Source organism: Phytoactinopolyspora endophytica (assembly GCF_004138495.1).
GTDB classification, from domain to species: domain Bacteria; phylum Actinomycetota; class Actinomycetes; order Jiangellales; family Jiangellaceae; genus Phytoactinopolyspora; species Phytoactinopolyspora endophytica.
Genome location: NZ_ML142870.1, coordinates 112314 through 113327, shown reverse-complemented (window position 1 = coordinate 113327; position 1014 = coordinate 112314). Strand labels below are relative to the sequence as shown.

Here is a 1014-nt window from a genome sequence, read left to right as displayed (position 1 = left end):
CGATCGGCCGCCGGTCGATCCGGGCGTCATCGTGGAGCTCTCCGGTGGGTGCCTTCCGTACGAGCAGCTCCTCGACCGTGCGTCCGCAGATCCGGCCCTGGCAGATGCCGAGCCCAGCCCGGGTGGAGAGTTTGAGCGAGCGCAGGCTCGACGACGCGGTGGCCGTCGCCACTGCGCGCAGCGCACCGCAGCTGACTTCCTCGCATCGGCAGACCGTGGTGTCGTCGGTCAACCATGTGGTCCAGCCCGGTCGTACCTGGTGCGCGGCCTGGATTCGCTGGGCGAACTCCCGGTACACGGTTCGGGCCTTCGACGAGCGGCGTAACGCGGCGTCGCCGGGTGAGCCACCGGCGGCACAGCGGCCGGCGACGGCTCCCTCGGCGAGTGCCAGCTCCACGCCGCCGATACCGGTGATCTCGCCTGCCGCGTACACCGCGGGCCGGCTGGTGCGCTGCTCCGTGTCGACGGCCACGAACCCGTCGCCGTCGAGCGCGCAACCGACGGCGACGGCGAGCTCGAGGCGTGGGGTGAACTCGTGGCTGACGCAGACAGCGTCGGCGGGGACGCGCTCCTCGGTACCGGGGATCGGCCGCCACTCCCGGTCCAGCTTGGCGATGGTGACGGCGATGACCCGGTCTGTGCCGTGGGCCTGCACCACGGCCTTGCCGGTGCGATAGGGGATCCGGTGCCGCACCTGCTGCGAGAGGTAGCCGGCGAGCTCGGCGCCCTTCTTCGCGGCGCGGGCCAACCGCCACGGCCGGGCGAGCCATCCGGACGCCAGCGTGCGCGGCCGGGACGCCTCGAACACACCGACCACCGTCGACCCGGTCTGGGCCAGCGACGTGGCCACCGGAAGCAGGAACGGCCCGGCGCCGGCGACGACGACCCGCTCACCGACCGCCACCCGCTCGCCTTTGGCCAGGGCCTGCGCGGCGCCTGCAGTGAAGACGCCGGGCAGGTCCCAGCCGGGGAAAGGCAGCGTCCGGTCGTGCGCGCCGGTCGCCAGGACGATGG

Annotated in this window: 1 protein-coding gene; it reads right to left on the bottom strand. The window is 73.5% G+C overall.

Annotated elements, in window-relative coordinates:
- The coding region (locus ELR45_RS29995) for an FAD-dependent oxidoreductase (protein ID WP_165368236.1) at positions 1-1014 on the bottom strand (1014 nt) is incomplete at both ends.